Genomic DNA, 17,300 nt, shown 5'->3' with positions numbered 1-17,300 from the left:
ATGGCGCCAAGCGTTCCACTTGCGGAGCAGTTGCGGGCCAATTCCGCCGAGTCTGTGGCTCGACTTACAGATGAGGCGGCGGTTCGGGGCTTTCGCGCATTGTTTCGACCGCTTCTGCGGATTCCGCGACGATCGAGCGCATGGCGGCTTCCGCGGCGTCGGCGTCTCCGGCCTGAATAGCCGATGCGACCACTCCGTGCAGGTGAATCGCTTCGGGGTCGGCCTCGTGGGGCATCAACGAGTGGCGGGTGCGGCCTTCGAGTATCTCGACGACGATCTGCGACATCGCCCGCAGCATCGGGTTGCCGGAAGCGGCGAGCAGTGTGCGGTGAAAGTCGGAATCATGGCCGAGATATGCGTCGGTATCGGCAGCGCGCGAGGTAGCTGACATGCCGATGACGGCTGCAGTGAGAGCGCCGCACTGCTCAGGTGTGGCGCGAGTTGCGGCCAGTCGCGCAGCCAGAGGTTCGATGCCGGAACGGAGTTCACTGAGGATCGAAAGTTGCTCGAACCGATCAGGACCGGCCAGTTGCCAGCGGATGACGTTGGGGTCGAGCGAGTTCCAGTGTCCGGAGCCCAGGATGGTGATTCCGACGCGTCGACGAACCGAGGCGAGTCCGAGGGATTCGAGAACGCGGACAACTTCGCGGATGACGGTTCGCGACACGTCGTATCGCGTTGCCACCTCGTCGGCGGAGATCGTGGTTCCCGGAGCGAGCACACCACCGACTATGTCTTGGCCGAGCTGTTCCAGCATCGAGTCGTGTAACTGCTGAAACGGGACAGAAGGCATACGTAGATCGTCCCATGCGTATGGAGTAAGCCCGGTGGAAGCCGAATAAATACTACAAATTAGTGTCTGCTCTTGAAATTGTAGGTTAATTAAGGAACAGTGACCTCAATCACTCATCGGACTGGGAGTCCCTATGAACACCACAGCATTGCTGGCGGCCGAGGTCGTCCCCGCTGGTAGCGACGCACGATTGATCATCGCTGCAGTCGCCGGCGTCGCGGTTATCATCGCGCTGATCACCTGGCTCGACCTGCACCCCTTCCTCGCACTGTCCATCGGTGCGGTTGGTGTCGGTCTGGCGGCCGGCCTCGGATCGGCCGAGTCGGTCGCGGCATTCGCGACAGGCTTCGGGTCGACCATGGGAAGCGTCGGAATCCTGATCGGTTTCGGCGCGATGTTCGGCAAACTCCTCGCCGATTCCGGCGGTGCCGACCGAGTGGTCGACACGCTGGTCGGCCGCTCCAGCACCAAGGCGCTTCCGTGGACCATGGCTCTGGTCGGCGCAGTGATCGGTCTGCCGATGTTCTTCGAAATCGGTCTCGTCCTGTTGATGCCGGTCATCATCCTCGTCGCGCGGCGTTCCGGCTTGTCCCTGATGCGCATCGCGATCCCCACCCTCGCCGGCCTCTCGGCCATGCACGGGTTGGTTCCCCCGCACCCAGGGCCGCTGGTTGCAGTCTCGGCTTTGAACGCAAACCTCGGCCTCACCCTCGCGCTCGGTGTCCTCGTCGCGATCCCCACTGTTGTTCTCGCCGGACCGGTCTTCAGTAAGTACGCCGCGCGGTGGGTCGACGTGAAGGTCCCGGATCTTTTTGTCACAGGCGAAGATCGAGGCGAGGAAGAGAAGAAGCAGCGTCCCTCGTTCGCGGCTACTCTCGCAGCGATCCTCCTCCCGGTTGTTCTCATGCTGGGCAAAGCATTTGCAGACGTGATCGCACCCGATTCCGAGGCACTACCCAAGTCCGTCCTCGACTTCCTCGGAACACCCGTTGTGGCTTTGGGTCTCGCGGTTCTGGTCGGTATGGTGCTGCTGGGTCGCGGCGGCGGAATGGACCGCAAGGCCATCTCGAAGTCACTCGAGAGTTCCCTACCTCCCATCGCAGGCATCTTGTTGATCGTCGGCGCCGGTGGCGGTTTCAAACAGGTCCTGATCGACACCGGTATCGCCGGAGTGATCGCCGACGCGATCAAGGGCAGCAGCCTCCCCGTGCTGTTCCTGGCCTGGCTGGTAGCGGTATTGATCCGCGTCGCAACAGGTTCGGCAACGGTGGCAACGGTGACGGCGTCGGGCATCCTCGCTCCGGTTGCGGCAGACCTCTCGTCCGCACATGTCTCGCTGATGGTCTTGGCGATCGGTGCGGGCTCGCTCTTCCTCTCGCACGTGAACGACGCCGGATTCTGGTTGGTGAAGGAGTATCTGGGCGTCAGCGTGGTACAGAACCTCAAGACCTGGACCGTGATGGAATGCATCATCTCGGTATCGGGCCTGGCCGGAGTGCTCGTGTTGAGCGCATTCATCTAGGTAGGCGAGCACATGAACAGCGAAGCGGCACAGCAGAAGCAGTATCCCGTGCTCGTCCTGATGGGTGTCTCGGGTTCGGGAAAGTCGACGGTCGGCGGCATGCTCGCCGGAGCGATGGGTTGGGACCTTCAAGAAGGCGACGATCTCCACCCGCAGGCGAACATCGACAAGATGGCGACCGGGCATCCGTTGAACGACGAAGACCGCTGGCCCTGGCTCGACAAGATCGCCGTCTGGATCAAGAGCCATACCGACGCCGGTCAGCCGGGCATCGTCACGTGTTCGGCACTCAAGCGCAGCTACCGCGACGTGCTTCGCGGTGAGCACGTCGTGTTCGTGCACCTCGCCGGTTCGCGGGATCAGATCGGCCAGCGATTGACCGCTCGCCTCGATCACTACATGCCCGCCTCGCTGCTCGACTCCCAGATCTCGACACTCGAGGCCGTCGACCCGGACGAGCAGGCCATCGTCGTCGACGTGGGCGGGAGTCCCGCCAAGATCGCGGAGGAGATCCTGCGACGGGTGGAGACATTCGAATACTGAGCAAGCCCGGCGTGTAGGCACCCGCGGTTCGGGTTACGGTGCTTGGGTGACTGCTGCTGAAGAAGGCCACGACGTCGATCAATTGCGTGTCGATGCCCAAGCGCGTCTGGAAGTCGCGGTGGGTGAGGGGCGTTTGACCCTCGAGGAGTACTCGGACAAGGCGGCAGTGGTGTGGTCGCCCACCGCAGATCGAGGGCAGCTCGAGCAGATCGTGCCGTTCAGTGCGGCACCACCTGCTGTGGTGTCGCCGCCGCAAGCAACGATCGTCGGTGTCTTCGGTGACACGAAGCGCTCCGGCCGTTGGTCTTTGGCGAAAAAGACACTCGCTCTGCTGTTGTTCGGGGACGTCAAGTTCGATCTGCGATCGGCAACCATCACAGCGTCCTCCTCGACGATCACCATCGTGTCGATCTTCGGGGACACGAGGCTGCGGGTTCCGGAGGGTGTTTCAGTCGAGTTGGGTGGCTTCGACCTTTTCGGAGATCGGGAATTCGACGGGGGTCGACAGGATCCCGGCCCAGGTGCACCGGTTATTCGTGTCGTCGCGTATTCGTTGTTCGGCGATCTCACCGTGCGTACCGGCTAGCTCGGACGCCGTGACCGACTTCGACTTCCACAGCGTCTGGACGCTTCCTGCCTCTGCTGACCGCGTCTACGAGGTTCTCGCGGATGCCGAACGGTATTCGCAGTGGTGGCCTCAGATACGCCGAGTCGGGACGATCGACGAGCATTCAGGCTCCATGTCCATCCGCAGCGCTGTCCCTCTGACGCTGCTGGTCTTCGGGCGACGCGAGGTGGAAGACTCAGTTGACCGCTTTCTGAAAGTGCGTCTCACCGGCGCAATGACAGGGTGGAGTAGCTGGGCGGTGCGCCCCGCTGGATCTGGTTGCACAGCCGAATTTCGGCAACAGGTAGCGGTGTCCGGAGCGCTTGGTCTGGCCGCGAAGGTCGCGAAGCCGCTGTTCGAGTGGAATCATGAAGCGATGATGCGTGGAGGGCACCGCGGACTGTGCGCATATCTCTCCCGGCCGTGATCGCGACCAGAACTTGCACACGCTCGAGCAATTGATCCATACCCGTCGTGTCATTTTGACGCAGCGTCAGTTATCGTTCACATCAGCAGCCGACAAGTATGTGTAACTCAAATGCACAAAACGGCTTGACCTGGGAGGACGCTATGCGGACGCGAAATTCGACGGTATGGCATTGGAACGTGAGTCCGCGAGCGCGGGTTATCTTCTGCCTGACCAGGACGTTCGTGAAGCCGATGTTCACCCTTTGGCCGACCACCGAACGTGGTATCCGCCAACTCGAGCGACTCGATGCGATGGCGGACAAACTGCCGAAGCCGAAGAACCTCGATATCGAGCCTTTCACGCTGGGGGGTGTGCCCAGCGAGAAGGTGCAGCATCCACGCAAAGCGCAGGGCGAGTTGGCCGGCGCCACGATCCTCTACTTCCACGGAGGGGGATTCGTCTTCTGCGGTCTGGCAACGCACCGGGCACTGTGCGGTTTGCTCTCTGCGAAGGCCGGAGTACCGGTGATCTCCGTGCGCTACCGCCAGCTGCCGGAAGGTTCCATCGGCACCTCCGTCAAGGACGCAATGGCCGCGTACACCGCGTTGCTCGAGACAGCCGAAGACCCGAACAAGATTGTGGTTGCCGGTGACTCGGCGGGCGGATACCTGGCCATGAAGGTCGCCGAAATTACCGCACTGCGCGGAATCACGCGGCCCGCTGCCGTGGTGGGATATTCCCCTCTTCTCAACGTGAACCTCGAGGACCATGATCCCGATTTCATGAAACGTGATGCCTACCTACCGATGTCACAGGTGGAAAAGCTCAAGGACCGGTGGCTCGAGGGGCCGGACGAGATTCCTGGTGCGCAGTCGCCGATCAACGCCGACGCCAGTCTGATTCCGCCGTCGTTCCTGGTGTCCGCCGAATACGAACTGATGCGTCCGGACGTCGAGATCATGACCGAAAACTTGATCAAGGCAGGACAAGCCGTCGAAACGCACATCTGGAGTGGGCAGATCCATGCTTTCCCGGTGATCGGGAAAGCTCTTCGGGAGGGGAAGGCGATCGTCGATCTCACGATCAAGTTCCTCGAGCGAACGATGGCCTCGCAGAACCAGATCAGCGCCTGACGCTTTTCAGCCGATCGATGTGAGTGTTGCGTAGTCGTCGTTGTCGAGAACGCCGTCGACGACTGCGCGAACTTCCGAGGCGTGCAACGTGATCGAACCGCCGTGATTGTCGAGGAAGGCTGTGTCTGCGGCATCTCGGCCGGTCGAGATGCGCACAAGATTGCTGCGCGGCGCCAATTGCGTTGCATCGACCACGCGCCAGACGTGGTCGATATTGGCTTCGACTACGGCGTGAAAATCCATCGGATCGCAGCCCGGCGCGTAGACGGCCACCAGTCGAGCGGGAATCCCCACGGCGCGCAGCAGTGAGATGGTCAGGTGCGAGTAGTCGCGGCACACTCCGGCGCCGGCGAGCAAGGTGTCGACCGCACTGTCGGTGCCGCGACTGGTGCCGGGAACATAACTCAAATGTGTACTCACCCAGCGAGTGACTTCGAGGAGGAGTTCGGCCGGGGGAGTGGCGAGATCGAATTGCCCGGCGACAAAACCGAAGAACTTGTCGGCCTCGGCATACCGGCTGGGGCGCAGATATTTCGACACGTCGTAGTCGCTGACCGACGCCGGTTCTGCGCGGCCGATGACGGTTGCGTCGTAGCTGACGATCAGTTTGCCTGGGGCACAGTCGAGTAGGTGAATCCGGGTACCGTGTTCGGCGGTGATCTCGCGGGGTTCGAGCGGATTGCCGTCATGGACGAACGACATCGTTTCCAGCAGTTCGACACCCGGCGCGCGCGTCACCGCGATCTTGAACTCCAGGTTGGTCGCCTCGTCGATCTCGATGTCGAGCAGGGCGGCGACTGTACGTTTCATCGGGCCATCTTTACACCGAATACGGACACCCACCACCTGGGAGGATTGTGACGTGCGATCAGGCTTCGGGGTAGTCGACGTCGACGCCGCTGCTGAGGTCGCTGCACTCCACCAACTCGACCCCGTGTTCGCGTAGGTAGGTGTTGGCGCCGCCGTCCCCGGTGAGTGACTTTGCAAGCGTCGGCCAGTGGTCGCGTCCGATCAGGACGGGATGGCCGGGACGGCCGTGAAAGACAGCTCTTCGCAGTATGTTTCGTGATGGGGAGCTGTGACCCACGATCCGCGTCACGGTGTCGGCGTTGAGGTCCGGGACGTCGACCAGAGAGATCGCTGCCGCATCTGCGTCGTCGATTCGCATGGCGGCCTCGAGTCCGCAGCGCAGTGACGCGCTCATTCCGTGTTGCCAATCCGATATCACCACAATGACATCGGTGGTGGGCAGTAGTTCGAGGGCGTCCTCTGCCTGCGCGCCGAGGACCACGATGACCGGTGAGAGGCCTGCGGACTGCAGTGTCGTCACCCCGTGGTGGAGCCAAGACTGACCCTCGGCGTTTGTGACGAGCGCTTTGGGCTTGCCCATGCGGGATCCGACCCCGGCCGCCAGCAGGATCCCGCACGTAGACATGACTATGCTCCGGTGACCCGCGGACGCAGCCACTCGATCAGATCGTTCAGAACTTCTTCCTGCTCAGGCTCGTTGAAGATCTCGTGGTACAGGCCGTCGTACACCTTCAAGGTCACATCCGAAGAGCCGGCCAGATCTGCGACGAGCTTGCTGCCGGCCGGGTCCGTCAAACGGTCGTCCGAGCCGTGTTGAAGCAGTACGGGAATGGTGAGCGAGGGCAGGCGCGCCGGGAAGCCTTCCGCGGCGGTGATCATGCCGCGCGCGATGCCGGCGGGAACCTTGCCGTGGTGAACCAGCGGGTCGGCGTTGTACTTGTCGACGACCTTCTGATCACGCGATACGGCAGCAGCTTCCAGGTTCTCGACGGGCACGTCCGGGAGGTATTTGCCGACGATCTTGCCCAGCTGCATCACGATCTTCGGAGTGCCGGTTGCGATGATCACCGCAGGTCCGGACAGGGCGAGGGCTTTGAGATCGGCCTGATGGTCGAGGGCGTAGGAAAGGGCGATCGCGCCGCCCATGCTGTGCCCGAGCAGGAACTTGTCCTTGCCGGGATGTGCCGCCGTCACGATCGAGAACAACGTGTGGACGTCGTCGGTGAAGTCGGAGAATTCCTTGAGGTGAACGCGCTTGCCGCCAGAGCGTCCGTGCCCGCGATGGTCGGGTGCGTACACGATGAGCCCGAGTTCCCCGAGCCGCGCAGCAACATGGTCGTAGCGCCTCGCGTGTTCGCCGAGTCCGTGGCACAGGACGAGAACCCCGGTGGGTTCGCGGTCCGGTGTCCACACGTCGTAGACGATCTTGGTGCCGGCCACTCCGGTGAACGACGACTCTTCGTGCTGCATTGTTGCGCCCTCTCTGCGACCGGTTCCGGTACGCGGATTCTCACATGCTATTCGCCGCGTGCGCAGGGCGCGGGTGTTCAGGGTGTGAGGTCGTCGAGGAAAATTCGACACTTGTTTGTTACGTCTGGTTACATTAACTTAGGGGCGTGACCGGACAAACCGTTGATCGTTCCGACCCTGTTCCCGCCACCCGCTCGCGCCGATTGTGGCGACCCGCGGTTCGGGCCTTGCTGGACGGCGCGCTACCGCTGATCGACAAGCGAATGGCGGAATCGGTACGCCCGTTCGATCGGCCCGACATGATGCGTCCGCACCTGGCTTCGCGGAAGTTCGCGTGGACGCACTACGGGATCTTCGTTCCCCGGCTGCCAGGGCCTCTCCGTTACCTCAACACCATGACGTTGATCGGTGCAACCGGGACGGTGGTGTTCGACAACGACTATCTCGCTGCACCAGACGCGCGAAACACCGCAACCGTGCTGAGTTCCACCGCAGCGCCGGGCCATCACTTCTACCGGGCGTACGACGCTGCCGATGAGTGTGCATTCGAAGAAGATGGTTCGCGAATCGCCTTCGGTGACAACCTGATCATCGAGAACAGCTATCCGAACTTCCGTGTCACCGGGCGATACGACTCATTCGACGTCGATCTCGAGATCGTGGCAACGGACCAAGCGTCGTGGTTCGTGCGTAATCCCGTCTACGACCACGTCAGTCTGCTGGCACAGTGCTCCGGAACAATTGCGAGTCCGGATGGACCGGTGAGTATTTCGGCTCCGTGCACCGTCGAGTACGCGCGGTGCATGACACCGCAATCGTTGACTCGCCGCGCGCTTCCCGAGTCGTGGAAGCTCCCGGCCGACTTTTTCACCTACCAGATCGTTCAACTGGACGACCGGCATCAGTTGTTGCTCACCGATGTTCGAGCGTCAGGGGTTACGGCGTGCAAGCTCGCCTACATTCGGACTGTCGACGGTAGTGCGAAGGTCTTCGACGACGTCGAGTTCGACGTGCTCGAGTACGCCGACGCATTGCACGTCGACCCACAGGGTCGCGAGATGCGTGTGCCGCGCGTACTGCGTTGGCAGGTACGCGATCACGGCAGGACGGTCGTGGAGTTCGAGGCCGAGATCGACTCGGAGTGGCGCTACGGTCACGGCAAGGGATACGTCGGCGCGTATACCTACCGGGGAAGCTTCGACGGTGCGTCGATCAACGGCACCGGTTACATCGAATGGGTGGACTGCGAAGTGTAAGGCCCCTAGGGTGTATCGGTGCCTTTCGTAGACCCCGCCGCGCTGACGATTCGTCCGCAGAAGATCCTTGTCGCGGGGACTTCCGGTGCCGGAAAGACGACTCTCGCCGGTCGAATCGGGCGGCTTCTCGAGATCGAACACACTGAGCTGGACTCGCTGTTCCACGGGCCCGGCTGGATTCCGCTCGACAGTTTCGAAACCGAAGTACGACGCTTTTCCAGCGAGCCGGCCTGGGTGACCGAGTGGCAGTACGGTGCGGTGCGTGAGCTTCTGGCCGAGCGTGCGGACCTGATGCTGTGGTTGGATCTGCCTCGGCGGACGGTGATGCGCCAGGTGATCACACGAACCGTGCGTCGGCGATTGCATCGAGAGGTGTTGTGGAATCGCAACATGGAGCCGCCACTGCACACCATTCTGTTCGATCCGGATCACGTGGTGCGCTGGGCCTGGCGAAGCGACGGACGCAACGTCGGGCGTATGGCCACGGTCCTTGTCGATGTGCCGTCGTTGCCGATAGTTCGGCTGCGCAGTCGAGAAGAGATCGAGGCTGTGCTCGAAGTCCTCGGCCGTCTGCCCTCAGATCGTCTGAGCTAGGCGAAATCCCAAGTCGTCGATAGCAAGTGTCGGGTGGCTTCGCCTCCTTACGGTAGCGCCGCAACCGCGCTCACTTTCGGCCCAACTGCCGCCGCGGAAGATCCGGTACGTGCCGTAAACCTCGGGGTCGTAGAGATCCCAGCACCATTCCCAGACATTGCCGATCATGTCGTACAGGCCCCAGTTGTTGGGTGTCTTGGTTCCGACGGGATGCGCTCTACCCTCTGAATTGTCGCTGTACCAGGCAATCTCGTCGATCTCGCCGTAGCGGTAGCCGGAGGTGCCGGCCTTGCATGCGTACTGCCACTCAGCCTCGGTGGCGAGCCGGTAGCCAGTTGCGCCCCGGTCCCACTGCGGAGAATCGGTGTCGACGTCTCGATATGCGGGTGTCAGACCGTCCGCGACCGAAAGTGTGTTGCAGGTTGCGATGGCGTCCTTCCATGAAAGGTCGACCGCTGGTTTGCTCGAATCGTCCGAGGAATCTCCGTGAAGCAGCGCCCTGGTGGTGAGATGGCGTGCGAGGCGGAAGGATTCGACTTTCGAGGTCCACGCAGTACCTTTGCGGTCGTCCCGAAGGTGCACCTCGCCGGCAGGGATCTCGATCATCAACTCCGCTGCTCCGGTCATTTGTTCATCATCGCAGAGGTTGTCGCTCACCCGGGGAGACGCTCGAACGCTGCTTGTGGATCAAGGCCGGTGCGCATGCGCCATGCGGTCAGCGCAAGCCCGAGGCAGACCACCTGTGCCGGATCGTCGAGGGAAACACCCATCAGCTTCTCGATACGCGTGAGCCGTGCATAAAGCGACTGACGCCGAATGCCGAGGAAATCCGCGGTTCTCGCCTTGCCGCCCCGATGTGCGAGGTACGCGTCGAGCGTTCGGACGAGATCGGCGGAATGTGCTGTGTCGTATGCGATCAGCGAACCGAGTTGCTCGGTTACGAACACGGACAGCGAAGCGGGTGTCGTTCCGGCGGCGAGCAGTCGTTGGACGCCGACGTCCCTCGCGAGGATCACTCCGGTCCGGGAGCCGAAGCGCCGCGCGATCTGGACGACTTCACGAGCTTGCGCGACCGCAGCCCCGACGCCCGACAGATCCGCGACCGGCGTCGCCACTCCGAGCGTGCGTACCGCGGAACCGCCCGGCCCGCGGCGTAGCAGCTCGTCGGCTTCGGTGAACGCAGTCCGCACTCGAGCGGGGGATGCGGACGCCCACCCGTGCGCGAGCACGATGACGTGATTGGCCGCAGTCCCGACGACACAGGAGCCGAGCACGGCCCGCACGGCGTCGCGTACTTGGTCAGCGAGCTCTCGAACCGGGGTTTGCCGATCGATGTCGACAGCGGCGACGAGGACGTGGTGCCCCTCCGACAACGGCGTCCACCCGGCCGCTGTCAGTCGCTCGGACAAGTCGCCGTGCGATGTGAGCACACCGCCCACCACGTCGGTGATCACCGATTGGGCGAGTGACTGTCTTGGGCCGAGATCGCCGTGACGGCCGAGTTCCAGAGCTACCGCGACGGCGGCGCAGTTTGCGACGGCGGTTCGGCGTGTGGTTGCCGGCCCGCACAGGACAAGTCGACCGAGTGAGTTCGTCGGGCCGCGTACGTCGTGGATAGTGCGTTCGGTCTCGGATCGCTCTGCGCCGGTTGTGCTGCGCTCGACGGTTCTGCCATCCGCGTCGAGCAGATCGACGCCGCACCCCGCGAGTCGTGACACCTTGTCGAGCAGCGCGGTCATGCCCTGGCCTGCAACCACGAGACTCAGAAGTTCTTGCCAGACAGGCTCGCCCGCTTGCGCCGAACCGAGAGTGCGGCGGAGCATGAGGTCGTGAAAGTCTTCGACCATCCGCTCGAAGGGCACTACTGCGTGCAGGGCCAAGAACGCGAGTCCCCGTCGGCGCGAAGCTTCGACGAGTTCGGGAGGGGCCGTGAGGAACGAGCGCCCGACTTCCATCGCGAGTGCGACGCATCCCGCGTCCGCCAATTGGTCGATGTAGGCGGTGAGCTGCTCGGGAGATCGCCCGTGCAGACCGAGGCCCGTGGTCAGAAGGACCTCACCTCCGGACAGCAGCCCACCCATCTCGTACACCTCGGACGAATGGACCCAGCGGACCACCGCGGTATCGATGTCGCCCGCGAGCACCTCGATTGCGGCGGCCTTGAACGAGGGCATCGCAAGAACTTGTCGCAGAGTCGGGAGCATTTCTATATCGTCCGCCGAGGGGGCACTTCGTCATAGAGCTAGTTCTGCCGAACTGACAGGTTGTCCCTTGTCGGGCTGTTACCACCGTGGTCGGATTGTGACACGAGCCACAATCGACGATTTTGGTCAGACTCCAGGAGCGCACATGAATCATCCGGCACACACCGATGAGTATTTTCTCGGACTTGCGATCGAACAGGCGAAGATCGGTTGGGAGGAGGGCGGCGTGCCGATCGGCGCGGCGCTGATTCACCGGGGCGAGGTTCTCGCAGTCGGACGTAACCGTCGGGTCCAGATGAACAGCGCCATCCGTCATGGAGAGACCGACTGCATCGAGCGCGCCGGACGACTGCCGGCCTCGGTGTATCGCGAGTGTGTCCTCTACACGACTTTGTCGCCGTGCTTCATGTGCGCCGGAACGGCGCGCCTGTACGAGATCCCTCGAATCGTGGTCGGCGAAAATCGTTCCTTCGAGGCATCGGAGGAATGGTTGCGCAGCAGCGGAATTCAGGTCGACGTCGTCGACGACGCGGAGTGTGTGGCACTGATGGACCGCATGCTGGCCGAGCGCCCGAGCCTGTGGCTCGAAGACATCGGCGAAGTTGTATGAGCAGCGCCGTCGAACCTGCCACGGTCGCAGGCGATTCGGAGAGCGCAGGCCCCCCGGTCGATCCTGACTATCCCGTTACTCCGGTTCCGCTTCATGCACGAAAGCCGTTCTTCTCGCTCGCGGTGGTGTTGTTGGGGTTCACCATCTTCACACCGACGATGTTGGCCGGAGCAGCGCTCGGTACCGCGTTCTCGTTCTGGAAACTGATGGTGGTGATCGCCGCCGGATCCGCCATCTTGGGGGTTTACGTCGCCATGATGGGGTTCGTCGGAGCTCGAACCGGACTGACAACAGTTGTGATGGCGCGCTACAGTTTCGGCACTCGCGGGTCCAAGCTCGCTTCGATCCTGCTGGGCGGTACTCAGATCGGCTGGTACGGAGTCATCATCGGCACGATCGGCGATCTCACCGCCCAGGCGCTGGGCTGGGATTCCTACCTCGCCAGGGCGTCGGTGATGATCGCGGCGAGCATCTTGATGTGCGTCACCGCCTGCTACGGCTACCGCGGAATGTACTGGGTTTCGCTCGTCTCGACGCCCTTGATCCTGGCGTTGGCCTGCTGGGTCGTGTTCCGGTCCCTCGAAGAGGTCGGTGGATTCTCCGGCCTGGTCTCGGTTCAACCGCAGACGACCATGACGATCGCGCTCGCAATCACCACTGTCGTCGGCACGTTTGTATCGGCGGGAACGCAAGCGCCCAACTGGACCAGATTTGCTCGCTCCGGATCACAAGCGGTGTGGGCCTGCGTTATCGGGTTCCTCCTCGGAAACGGATTGATGATCCTGTTCGGCGCCATCGGAGCCATCACGTTCCACGAGGGTGACTTCGTGTTGATCCTCTACAACCTCGGGCTTGTCGGCTGGGGCCTGGTCTTGCTGTTCGGAAACCTCTGGAAGAGCAACGCAGACACCGCATACGCCTTCGGAGTGGCCGGTGCCGAACTGTTCAGAAAGCCTCGCAAGACCCCGTTCGTCATCGGTGGATGTGTGATCGGCACGGCGCTCGCTCTGACCGGTGTGCACAACCATCTGGTCGACTACCTGAGTCTGCTCGGAACTTTCATCCCGCCATTGGGCGGCGTGATCATCGCTGACTTCCTGTGCCGGTGGCGGCGAGGCATACCCGAGGGGTACACCCCGCAGCCGGTCCACTGGCGAAACCTGGCCGTCTATGCCGTCGCAGCGTTCCTCGCTTGGCTTTCCGGTGAGTTCGAGGTGGGAATCCCGCCGCTGATCGGCATCGTCGTAGCAATTGCTCTGACGATGTTCCTGCACCGGGTGTTTGGCAACAGCTCGGCAGATCGGGAGGTCTCGACCTCCACCGTCTGAATCGTGCTTCAGGCACCAGCGAGCCCCCGGCGGTATCGACCGCGCCGGGGGCTCGCGCACTTGATGGAAAGGGCAGACGCTTCCGTCTCAACCGTCATCGCAGAACAGGCAGGTACGGTGCCTCGATACCCTGCTCTTCGAACGCAGTCAGCGCCGAGCGCGCAAATGCGCGCTGGACTGCCCATTGGCGCCCAGGCTTGACCTGCGCCGTCACTCGAATGGTAATCGCCTCGGCAGTAACCGAATTGACTCCCAGCATCTCCGGCTTGTCGATCATGTCCGCCCTGATCGGTTCGGACTCCGCCGCCTCGAGGACAGCTCGCGTCGCCACCTCACACGCTTTGTGCACGTTCGCATTGTGGGCGATCGGGAGATCGAGAACTGCAGTGGCGTAACCCTGACTCATGTTGCCCACTCGCAGGATTTCGCCGTTGCGGCAGTACCACAAGGTGCCGTTGACATCTCGAATCGTGGTGACGCGCAGGCCCACTGTTTCGACGGTGCCGACCGCGTCGCCGAGATCGACGACGTCGCCGACACCGTACTGATCCTCGAGCAACATGAAGATGCCGGAGAGGAAGTCACGCACCAGGTTTTGTGCACCGAAACCGATGGCAAGGCCGATGACTCCTGCGGATGCGATGAACGGCGCGACGTTGATCCCGAGGATGCCGAGAATCTGCAGCACACACCAGACCAGGATGACGATGGACACCGTCGATTTGAGTACCGAACCGATGGTCCGGGCTCGCTGCGATCTGCGCTCGTTCACCTTGGCGTTCGGAGACTTGCGAGGCTTCGACATTCGATCGATCCCGCGGTGCAGTGCGAAGCGCAGAACGACTGCGAGTGCCACGTAGATCGCGATCTCGACGGGTCGGTGAATCAACCAGTCTCGGTTGGTATCGGTCAGTTCCCATGCTTGTATTTCGGAAATCATCTCCATGCAGTCTACGGATTCGGGCCGATCCGGGCATCGGTGCAGGGCAGACGGTCCAAAGCCGAACAGGCAGCTAGGCTTACGTCATGGCTGCGTTCACTGGCATACCCGTTGCTGCACTCGATTTCTACGAAGACCTGGAAGCCGACAACAGCAAGACCTGGTGGGCAGCGCACAAGGAGACGTACGACGAAGTGGTTCGTCGTCCGATGGCGTCGTTGACCGCGGCGTTGGAGGACGAATTCGGCACGGCCAAGCTCTTTCGGCCGTATCGTGACGTTCGATTCTCGAAGGACAAGATCCCGTACAAGACGCACCAGGGAGCGTTCGTCGGTCTCGCCGAGAGCTGTGGCTACTACGTGCAGATCGACGCGGCAGGGTTGATGGTGGCCGGTGGTTTCTACGCCAGCAGTTCGGAGACCATCGCGCGTTATCGTGCGGCTGTCGACGACGACGTTCGAGGGCCGGAGCTCGAGAAGATCCTGGCCTCCGTCGAGAAGGCCGGATTCACGATCGGCGGCGACAAGCTCAAGACGGCGCCTCGCGGATACACGGTCGATCACCCGCGGATCGAATTGCTGCGTCACAAGTCGCTGACTGCTGGTCGTAGTTACCCAAGCCCGTCGTGGCTGGACAGCGCCAGGACATTGAAGGAAGTTCGCACAGCGTGGCGCGCACTGACGCCTTTGGTCGAATGGTCCGGACAGGTGCTCGGACCGAACTGACCGTCCGACAGAAAAGTGTGACGTAGCCGTAGGAGAGTTCACCTCGAGTTCATCAAAACCCGAGACGCCTGGGGCTAGCGTGGTGTGTGTAACCGAAAGTTTCGGCCCCGCTTCGAGTCGCAGCGCCGCAGTTCGAAGCCATTTTCTCTCGATCGACATCGTGAACAACCCGTGTCAGTGGAGACCATCATGGCTATGTTTCTCGCTCTCGTCCTGATCATCTCGGTCCTCGGAATCGTCGGCACCTACCTCGCGTTCAGTGCGGTCTACTTCGTCGAGATGCGCAAACTCGACAAGTAAGGGGTGCGAATTGGCCTGATTCGACTATTTCTGGGCCGATCGCGACGACCCTCCCTGCGTACGCTGTTAGGGCATCCTTATCCGCTCGCAACAGTGGATGATTCATTTCTTTTGGAGGTTCGACACGCATGCCCGCTCAATCCACGCTCTTGCTTCCCGAGGGCTACTCCGACAACCGCCTCGTTTCGGACCTCACACGTCGGCAGTTCGGCTTCGGTGCCGGGATCGCCGGGCTGGGCGCGTTCCTGGCGGCCTGCGGTGACAGCGGGAGCAGTTCGGGTGAAACCGAAATGCGTTCTGTGACGACACCTCTCGGAACGTACGACATTCCTGTCAATCCGAAGAGGGTTGTCGCGATCGACTCGCGGCTCGATCTGGAACCTGCTGTAGCTCTGGAACTTCCGCTCGTGGGCTACACGTACGCCCAGGCGACACCGTGGGTGCCTATCGATTCGTCGGTACCGTTCCTGTCGGAGATCCCCAACCGCGAGCAGATCTTGGCGCTCGAGCCCGACCTGATCGTGTGCCTGAACTACGAGAGCGAGTGGTGGCCGGTGGCCGAGATGTCCACCATCGCACCGGTTCTGACGACAGAGTTCACCGACGACTGGCGCACAAACCTCTCGCGGTTGTCGGGCTGGCTCGGTCGAACGGCCACACTCGATCGATTGACGCTCGACTACGACAATCTGATTTCCGACATCCGCAGTCGTCATGCCGAGAAGATTGCGTCCAAGACCGTCGCCAGTGTCTCGTTCATGCCGGACACGAACACGCTGTACGTCACGAGCATCCGTACCTCCGAGAAGGGCGACAAGCCCAGCGACATGACGCTCGGCGACATCGGTGGCAAAACCGCCACCTCGGAGGGGCTCGATCCCGAGGGCGGCGTCAGCCTCGAAGGCCTCGACGTGCTGGCCGGCGTCGACGGCTTCATGATCACCGAGAACGAGGACAGTGCCGCGTACCAGGCATTGGTGGCGAGCAAGCTGTGGCAGCGACTCCCGGCAGTGCAGGCGGGCAACGTCACCAGTCTGGGTGGCTCTACGTTCTACGGTTCGATCTACACGATTTCGTACGTGGCACAGGGTTGGGATGCCCTGTACAACAAGATCAGCTGAAGCCTCTGCCGACCGGACCGATGAGTTTCGGTAGCGCGGGCGGTCTAATCAGGTAGGCATTGACCAGACCTGAGGAGATCGACGTGCAAACAGAGCAATCCCCTGCGGTAGTGCAATCCCGCGACGGTACGACCATCGCATACGAACGCTCCGGTGCCGGACCAGCAGTGGTCCTGGTCGCCGGAGCGTTCTGCGACCGCGGATGGTTCGATTCCCTGGCTGCAGAGTTGGCGGCGGACTTCACGGTGTATTCGTACGACAGGCGCGGACGCGGGGACAGCGGTGACAGTCGCGCGTTCTCGATCGACGCCGAGGTGGAGGACTTGCGGGCGGTCGTCGCTGCCACCGGTGAAACACCGCTCGTTTACGGATTGTCGTCGGGTGCCGCGCTGGCTTTGGAGGCCGCTGCGCAGGCCGTTCCGATGCGTAAGCTCGCCGTCTACGAGGCGCCGTACATGGACGACGACCAGCGTGACGAGACTGCCCAAAGTGACCTGGAGCGATTGATTGCGGGCGGCGACAGGGAAGGTGCTGTGACGCGTTTTCTGGATCTGACCGGTGCATCCGCGGAGATGGTCGACGAGATCAAGCGGAGTGCCGATTGGCCCGACATGTGCGCCATCGCGCACACCTTGCCTTACGACGTCGCTGTGTGTGATCACGGCTGTCAGTCGCTCGACTGGCTTGCCTCCATTACCGTCCCCACGTTGGTCATGTACGGCGGTGACAGTGGTCAATGGGCACCTGCCTCGGCGACGAGAATCGCTGCAAAAGTCTCGGGGACAAAGACTTTGGAGATCCCCGGTCAGGGCCACGGCGTCGCCGACGACGCTATTGTCCCGGCTCTGCGTGAATTCTTTTCCGGCTGAGCACTGGGCGGCGAAGACGATCGTCAACCTAGGGTTGACGCTTTCGATTGCGTCAACCTAGGGTTG

19 protein-coding genes are annotated in these 17,300 nt (G+C 62.2%); 12 read left to right on the top strand and 7 right to left on the bottom strand.

Annotation, left to right across the window (positions count from 1 at the left end; genetic code table 11):
- Positions 1–64: 64 nt before the first annotated feature.
- The gene (locus ASU23_RS11565) at positions 65–793 is read right to left on the bottom strand and encodes a FadR/GntR family transcriptional regulator (protein WP_039973128.1); all 729 of its coding nucleotides are present in this window, start codon (positions 791–793) and stop codon (positions 65–67) included.
- A 133-nt stretch (positions 794–926) separates the two neighbouring features.
- Here ASU23_RS11565 and ASU23_RS11560 point away from each other — a divergent pair, with 133 nt between their 5' ends.
- The 5 genes from ASU23_RS11560 (at position 927) to ASU23_RS11540 (ending at position 5,007) form a co-directional block, all read left to right on the top strand.
- Entirely contained in the window at positions 927–2,315 is a 1,389-nt protein-coding gene (locus ASU23_RS11560) for a GntP family permease (RefSeq protein WP_003939838.1), read from the top strand.
- Between the two features lie 12 nt (positions 2,316–2,327).
- Positions 2,328–2,858: a gluconokinase gene (locus ASU23_RS11555; protein ID WP_003940404.1), complete on the top strand. Its 531-nt coding sequence runs from the start codon at positions 2,328–2,330 to the stop codon at positions 2,856–2,858.
- A 46-nt stretch (positions 2,859–2,904) separates the two neighbouring features.
- Positions 2,905–3,444, top strand: a complete 540-nt coding sequence (locus ASU23_RS11550; protein WP_030536533.1) for a LiaF domain-containing protein — start codon at positions 2,905–2,907, stop codon at positions 3,442–3,444.
- A gap of 10 nt (positions 3,445–3,454) precedes the next feature.
- Entirely contained in the window at positions 3,455–3,892 is a 438-nt protein-coding gene (locus tag ASU23_RS11545; protein WP_007729979.1) for an SRPBCC family protein, read from the top strand.
- A 143-nt stretch (positions 3,893–4,035) separates the two neighbouring features.
- On the top strand, positions 4,036–5,007 hold the full coding sequence (locus tag ASU23_RS11540) for an alpha/beta hydrolase (RefSeq protein WP_058037947.1): 972 nt from the start codon (positions 4,036–4,038) through the stop codon (positions 5,005–5,007).
- Positions 5,008–5,013: 6 nt separating this feature from the next.
- Here the strand turns inward: ASU23_RS11540 and ASU23_RS11535 are convergent, their stop codons facing one another.
- Genes ASU23_RS11535 through ASU23_RS11525 form a run of 3 tightly spaced genes read right to left on the bottom strand, consistent with a single transcriptional unit; the run spans position 5,014 to position 7,287 of the window.
- Positions 5,014–5,817, bottom strand: a complete 804-nt coding sequence (locus tag ASU23_RS11535; protein ID WP_030536536.1) for a transglutaminase family protein — start codon at positions 5,815–5,817, stop codon at positions 5,014–5,016.
- A gap of 58 nt (positions 5,818–5,875) precedes the next feature.
- The gene (locus ASU23_RS11530; protein ID WP_058037946.1) at positions 5,876–6,442 is read right to left on the bottom strand and encodes an NTP transferase domain-containing protein; all 567 of its coding nucleotides are present in this window, start codon (positions 6,440–6,442) and stop codon (positions 5,876–5,878) included.
- 2 nt (positions 6,443–6,444) lie between these two features.
- Positions 6,445–7,287, bottom strand: coding sequence for an alpha/beta hydrolase (locus ASU23_RS11525; RefSeq protein WP_019745522.1), 843 nt, complete (start codon positions 7,285–7,287; stop codon positions 6,445–6,447).
- Positions 7,288–7,433: 146 nt separating this feature from the next.
- Between ASU23_RS11525 and ASU23_RS11520 the strand changes: the two genes are divergently transcribed.
- Positions 7,434–8,543 (top strand): DUF6670 family protein, encoded by a 1,110-nt coding sequence (locus tag ASU23_RS11520; RefSeq protein WP_042447024.1) that lies wholly within the window; start codon positions 7,434–7,436, stop codon positions 8,541–8,543.
- A gap of 18 nt (positions 8,544–8,561) precedes the next feature.
- On the top strand, positions 8,562–9,137 hold the full coding sequence (locus ASU23_RS11515) for an AAA family ATPase (RefSeq protein WP_050654565.1): 576 nt from the start codon (positions 8,562–8,564) through the stop codon (positions 9,135–9,137).
- Here the strand turns inward: ASU23_RS11515 and ASU23_RS11510 are convergent.
- Positions 9,120–9,764 carry an SUMF1/EgtB/PvdO family nonheme iron enzyme gene (locus tag ASU23_RS11510; protein WP_172827041.1) on the bottom strand — a complete coding sequence of 215 codons (645 nt, stop codon included), beginning with the start codon at positions 9,762–9,764 and terminating at the stop codon, positions 9,120–9,122. The genes ASU23_RS11515 and ASU23_RS11510 overlap by 18 nt on opposite strands.
- Positions 9,765–9,790: 26 nt before the next feature.
- Entirely contained in the window at positions 9,791–11,311 is a 1,521-nt protein-coding gene (locus ASU23_RS11505; RefSeq protein ID WP_228401375.1) for a PucR family transcriptional regulator, read from the bottom strand.
- Between the two features lie 175 nt (positions 11,312–11,486).
- Between ASU23_RS11505 and ASU23_RS11500 the strand changes: the two genes are divergently transcribed.
- Positions 11,487–11,951: a nucleoside deaminase gene (locus ASU23_RS11500; RefSeq protein WP_003940577.1), complete on the top strand. Its 465-nt coding sequence runs from the start codon at positions 11,487–11,489 to the stop codon at positions 11,949–11,951.
- Positions 11,948–13,279, top strand: coding sequence for a cytosine permease (gene codB / locus ASU23_RS11495; protein WP_058037944.1), 1,332 nt, complete (start codon positions 11,948–11,950; stop codon positions 13,277–13,279). Before ASU23_RS11500 ends, codB begins: the two co-directional genes overlap by 4 nt.
- Positions 13,280–13,373: 94 nt before the next feature.
- Here codB and ASU23_RS11490 read toward each other — a convergent pair whose 3' ends face one another.
- A complete protein-coding gene (locus tag ASU23_RS11490; protein ID WP_003939801.1) occupies positions 13,374–14,219 on the bottom strand; it encodes a mechanosensitive ion channel family protein in 846 nt (281 codons plus the stop codon).
- Between the two features lie 86 nt (positions 14,220–14,305).
- Here ASU23_RS11490 and ASU23_RS11485 point away from each other — a divergent pair, with 86 nt between their 5' ends.
- From ASU23_RS11485 to ASU23_RS11475, 3 genes are all read left to right on the top strand, one after another.
- Positions 14,306–14,944: a DUF2461 domain-containing protein gene (locus ASU23_RS11485; protein ID WP_003939783.1), complete on the top strand. Its 639-nt coding sequence runs from the start codon at positions 14,306–14,308 to the stop codon at positions 14,942–14,944.
- A 428-nt stretch (positions 14,945–15,372) separates the two neighbouring features.
- Positions 15,373–16,365, top strand: coding sequence for an ABC transporter substrate-binding protein (locus ASU23_RS11480; RefSeq protein ID WP_007729992.1), 993 nt, complete (start codon positions 15,373–15,375; stop codon positions 16,363–16,365).
- A gap of 83 nt (positions 16,366–16,448) precedes the next feature.
- The gene (locus ASU23_RS11475; RefSeq protein WP_042447011.1) at positions 16,449–17,234 is read left to right on the top strand and encodes an alpha/beta fold hydrolase; all 786 of its coding nucleotides are present in this window, start codon (positions 16,449–16,451) and stop codon (positions 17,232–17,234) included.
- Positions 17,235–17,300: the final 66 nt, after the last annotated feature.

The sequence above is a fragment of the Rhodococcus sp. KB6 genome (assembly GCF_001445685.1).
Taxonomy (GTDB): Bacteria; Actinomycetota; Actinomycetes; order Mycobacteriales; family Mycobacteriaceae; genus Rhodococcus_F; species Rhodococcus_F qingshengii.
The sequence above is the reverse complement of the archived record's forward strand: the minus strand, read 5'-3'. Positions and strand labels throughout refer to the sequence as shown.